The sequence below is a fragment of the Microbacterium sp. B24 genome (genome assembly GCF_000333415.1).
GTDB lineage: Bacteria > Actinomycetota > Actinomycetes > Actinomycetales > Microbacteriaceae > Microbacterium.
Genome location: NZ_BADB01000010.1, coordinates 1 through 4,307, shown reverse-complemented (window position 1 = coordinate 4,307; position 4,307 = coordinate 1). Strand labels below are relative to the sequence as shown.

2 protein-coding genes and 1 pseudogene are annotated in these 4,307 nt (G+C 71.0%); all 3 read left to right on the top strand.

Features of this window, described 5'->3' with window-relative positions; translation table 11 throughout:
• Nucleotides 1–56 precede the first annotated feature (56 nt).
• Nucleotides 57–482, top strand: a pseudogene (locus tag I5I_RS00165) (carbohydrate ABC transporter permease); the annotation flags it as partial.
• A 75-nt stretch (nt 483–557) separates the two neighbouring features.
• Nucleotides 558–3,425 carry an HAD-IC family P-type ATPase gene (locus tag I5I_RS00160; RefSeq protein WP_036314766.1) on the top strand — a complete coding sequence of 956 codons (2,868 nt, stop codon included), beginning with the start codon at nt 558–560 and terminating at the stop codon, nt 3,423–3,425.
• Nucleotides 3,422–4,307: amidohydrolase family protein (locus I5I_RS00155; protein ID WP_036314763.1), on the top strand; the 886-nt coding region annotated here is incomplete at its 3' end. The genes I5I_RS00160 and I5I_RS00155, both read left to right, overlap by 4 nt.

The window sequence follows — 4,307 nt, the reverse complement described above, 5'->3', positions numbered from 1 at the left end:
ATTGAGCTCGGTCCCGGGGATCCTCTAGAGTCCCGGCGCTGGATCTGCGCGGACTCGAGCACAGTTTCGCGACGGTGTGGATCGCGCACACGATCTTCGCGCTGCCGCTGGCGGTGTTCCTGCTGCACAACTTCATCGCGGAGATCCCCAGCGAGGTGATCGAGGCGGCGCGTGTGGACGGCGCCGGCCACGGCCAGATCTTCTTCCGGATGATCCTGCCGTTGGCGGCGCCGGCGCTCGCGTCGTTCGCCGTCCTGGAATTCATCTGGGTGTGGAATGACCTGCTGGTGGCGACGATCTTCGCTCCGTCGTCATCGCTGCCGATCACCCAGTCGCTCAACTCGCTGTCGGGGACGTGGGGTGATCAGTGGTTCCTGCAGGCCGCGGGCACGTTCATCTCGATCATCGTGCCGCTGGTCGTCTTCTTCGCCCTGCAGCGCTTCTTCGTGCGGGGACTTCTGGCGGGGGCGACGAAGGGCTGATTTTCAGCTGGGCCCTTCGGGAGCGGCGCGGGATTCGCGAGCACGCGAGCCGCGCCGCTCCTTTAGTGTGAAGCCATGAGCAGCCCCGGCGCCACGGCGCCCGCACCGATCGAGGAGGTCGATCCCGCGGTCGGACTGCGCGCCGCGGAGGTCGATGTTCGGACGGCCGATGGTCGGTCCAACGCCTACCGCGCCGAGACCAGTCGCAGTGCGTTGAGCATCATCCGCGCCAACGTGTTCACGCTGTTCAACGGCATCGTCTTCGCGTGCTTCGGCATCCTCTTCGCGCTCGGACGCTGGCAGGACGCCCTCTTCGGCTTCGCCGCCGTCGCCAACGCGGTCATCGGTTCGGTGCAGGAGTTCCGGGCCAAAGCCGCCCTCGACAAGCTCGCGCTGCTGAACGCCGCGCAGGCGCGTGTGCGACGCGACGCCGTGGAGCAGGAGGTCGCGCAATCGGCCGTCGTGCTCGCCGACATCCTCGTGCTGCGCGCCGGTGACCAGGTGCCGGCCGATGCGCGCATCGTGCGCTCGCGAGGTCTGCAGATCGACGAGTCGATGCTGACGGGCGAGTCGGATGCCGTCGACAAGCACCCTGGAGACGAGGCGCTGTCGGGGTCGATCGTGGTCGGGGGCGAGGGCGATGCGCAGGTCGTCCGTGTGGGCGCCGACGCCTACGCGAATGCGTTCGCCGATGAGGCGAAGCGGTTCTCCCTCGTGGGCTCCGAGCTGCGCGACTCGATCAACCGTGTGCTGAGCTGGGTCGGCTGGGCGATCGGCCCGATCGGTCTGCTGGTGCTGAACGCTCAGATGCAGGTCGCCGGCGGATGGCGCGCCGCGTGGGAGAGCGGCAGCTGGGTGCAGGCCGTCGTCAATACGATCGCATCGCTGACGGCGATGATCCCGCTCGGGCTGGTGCTAATGACCTCGATCACCTTCGCGGTGGGAGCCGCGCGCCTGGCGGCGCGTCAGGTGCTCGTCAACGAGCTGCCCGCCGTGGAGGGTCTCGCCCGGGTCGACGTGATCTGCCTCGACAAGACCGGCACGCTGACCGAGGGCGAGATCGCCTACGACGACGCCCACCTGCTCGACGAGGTCGCCGGCTGGCGGCGGACGCTCGGTTGGTACGGCAGCGCTCCGGACGCGAACGCGACGGCGCGCACGCTCCGGGAGCCGTTCGCTTCCGAGGCGGAGGACCGGCCGCGCACCGCGCGGGCGAGCATCGCGTTCTCGTCGGCGCGGAAGTGGAGCGCGGTGGCGTTCGACGACGACGGCGATCCGGCGGGAACGTGGGTGCTCGGAGCGCCCGAGATGGTGTTCGGCGCCGCCGCGACCGACGTCGCCGACCCGCTCGGAGCGGCCGTGGTCGAGCGCGCCTCGACCGGCCGCCGCACCCTCGTGCTCGCCTTCTCGCCGCGACCGCTGACGACGGCCGATGTCGAGGCGGAGAGCCTGCCCGACGAGCTCGTGGCCGTCGCGGTGCTGACCTTCCGCGAGAAGGTGCGCACCGACGCCGCGCAGACGCTCGAGTACTTCCGCGCGCAGGGCGTCGGCATCCGCATCATCTCCGGCGACAACCCGCGCACCGTGGCCGCCATCGCGCGCGAGGTGGGCGTGGATGCCGAGGAGGGCTACGACGCCCGCGCGCTCCCGGACGACGACGAGGCGCTCGCTGCGGTGCTGGAGGAGCACACCGTCTTCGGTCGCGTCACGCCGGATCAGAAGAAGCGCATGGTGCTCGCTCTCCAGTCCCGCGGGCACACCGTCGCGATGACGGGCGACGGTGTCAACGATGCGCTCGCGATCAAGACCGCCGACATCGGCATCGCCATGAACTCGGGCGCGGCGGCGACGAAGGCGGTCGCGCGGCTCGTGCTGCTCGACGGGCGGTTCTCACACCTGCCCGACGTCGTCGCCGAGGGGCGGCAGGTCATCGCCAACATCGAGCGCGTCTCGATGCTGTTCCTCACCAAGACGACGTACGCGACGCTGCTGGCGCTCCTGTTCGGCGTGCTCGTGCTGGAGTTCCCCTTCCTGCCCCGCCAGCTCTCGATCACCGACGGGCTGACCATCGGCATCCCGGCGTTCTTCCTCGCGCTCATGCCCAACGCGCAGCGTTACATTCCGGGGTTCCTGCGACGTTCGCTGAGCTTCGCCGTTCCGGCGGGCGTGATCGTGGCGGTCACCCTCACCCTCTACACCCTCATCGTGCGGGGTGCCGAGACGCCGGTCGACGAGGTGCGGACGGGGGCGACGATCATCCTGGCCGTCGTGGGCATCTGGATCCTCGCGGTGCTGAGCCGGCCGCTCAACCGCTTCAAGGGCGCGGTCGTGGGAGGCATGTTCATCGCTCTGGTCGTGATCTTCTCGGTGGCCCTCTCGCGCCAGTTCTTCATGCTCGTCGACCCCGGCCAGACGACGGCACTAGTCGTGACGGCCGGCTGCATCGGCGCCATCGTGCTGATCGAGATCGTGCGGGCGGTGCAGCGCCGCTACGTCGCCCGAGCGCTGCAGGATGCCGCGCCGCACGCCATCTCGCACACCCGAGAGGTGTCGCGGCCGGTGCCGGTGACCATCGCCGTGGCGCTCGTCTACGTCGGCGGCCTGGCGAACGCCATGTTCGGGATCCTGTTCCTGCTCACCCGCTACGACGTCCCCGGCTCGCTGGTGATGAGCGTGTCGCTGATCGGCGCCGGCATCATCCTGTTCGGGCTGCTGTCGGTGGCCGCCGCCGCCGGGCTGGGCCGCGGCAGCGGACTGTCGCGCCTGTTCATCAGCGTGCTCGCGGTCGCCCTCGTCGGCCTGCAGCTGTGGAGCCTCGTCGTCGACCACGACTGGGACGGCTGGTCCGTCGCCCAGGTCGTCGTCTACGCCGCGGTGCTCGTGGCGGTGTGGGCACCGCCGGCGAACCGCTTCTTTCGTCCCGTCCTGCGAGCCGGGTCATGACGGCGCTGATCGTCACCGGCGGACCGGTGTTCGACGGGGAGCGACTGATCCCGGCGACGGCCGTCGCGGTGCGCGACGGGATCATCGTCGCGGTGGGATCGCTCGCCGATGCCCGCGCGGCCGCCCCGGGCGCCGACGAGCTGGATGCCGCGGGCGGCGTGATCGCGCCCTCGTTCGCCGACGCCCACGTGCATCTGGGCCTCGTGGCCCTCGAGGCGCTGGACTGCAGCCTCGATGACGCCGGAAGCGAGGCGGGATGTCTGGAGCGGGTGCGCACCCACGCCGACTCGCTGGACGACCCGCAGGCATGGGTGCGCGGCGGCGGCTGGCGCGCGGAGTGGTTCGCGGGCGGTACGCCCTCGCGGGAGGCGCTCGATGCGATCGTTCCCGACCGGCCCGTACTCCTCCTCGACAGCGACAGGCACGGCGGTTGGGCGAACTCGCGCGCACTGGCCCTCGCCGGCATCGATCGCACGACCCCCGACCCGCCGGACGGGCGCATCGTCCGCCGTGCGGACGGCGAACCGCAGGGGACGCTGCGCGAGGGCGCCGTCGACCTCGTCGGACGCGTGGCGCCCGAGCCGAGTGCCGCCGCGCTGGCACCCGGCATCCGCGCGGGCGCCGATCACCTGATCTCCCTCGGTGTCACCGCCTGGCAGGAGGCCGCTCTGGCGTCGTTCGGCAGCATCCCCGACTTCACCGACGCGTACCATCTCGCGCTCGCCGCAGGACTGCGCGGTCGGCCCACCGGCGCGATCTGGGTGCCTCGCGACCTCACCGTGGACGGCGTCGATGCCTTCGTCGCCGGCGTGCGGGAGCGCGCCGACGCCGCGCACGCCGCGGGCTTTCCCACCCGCACGCCCAGCTCATGCTGGACGGGAT